The sequence below is a fragment of the uncultured Pseudoteredinibacter sp. genome (genome assembly GCF_947502065.1).
In the GTDB taxonomy this organism is placed as follows: domain Bacteria; phylum Pseudomonadota; class Gammaproteobacteria; order Pseudomonadales; family Cellvibrionaceae; genus Pseudoteredinibacter.
Map to the genome: position 1 here is coordinate 1 of NZ_CANMYE010000030.1, position 547 is coordinate 547.

General features: G+C 50.5%; 1 protein-coding gene. It reads right to left on the reverse strand.

Translation table 11 applies throughout. The annotated features are described in order from the left end of the window. Nucleotides 1-547, reverse strand: a 547-nt coding sequence (locus tag Q1A41_RS20225; RefSeq protein ID WP_299982958.1) for a YDG domain-containing protein, incomplete at both ends; no start/stop codon positions are given.

Sequence of the window (547 nt, forward strand, 5' to 3'; positions counted from 1 at the left end):
CGGTATTAGCGATAGTGATGTTGTAATTGTCTTTATCGTCACCACTGATGACGAGATTGCCGAAGGTGACGGTTTTACCCTGGCCTACGTTCTTATCACTGAAGTTAGCATCGCTGCCCGCAATGGTGACGTCATCGCTGCTAATAATGGTGCCGCTGCTGTCGATATCAAAATCGGCTACAGTACTGCCGTCATAAACTTTGTTTTCAACAGATGCGGTAACCGTGACGTCTTTTCTAAAGATGTCGGCTGTATCGGTGAGCGTGGTTTCGGCTAAGGCATAGTTGCCGCCATCGATGCCACCTAAGGTCACACCAGCAGAGGTGACTGTTTTGTTATTACCCGCATTCTTATCATCAAAGGTATCGCTGGCGGAGCTTACGGTAACCGTGTCGCCGGCGAACACCCCGCTTAAAGCGAGCTCCACATTAGCGCTGTCGTTACCGTCATAGGTTTTATCGTCGGCTGTGCTGCTGGCGGAGATTTCAAAGGGTGTGATATCCGCTTGAACCACCACCGTGTTGTTGGCGATCTCATAGTTGCCGGC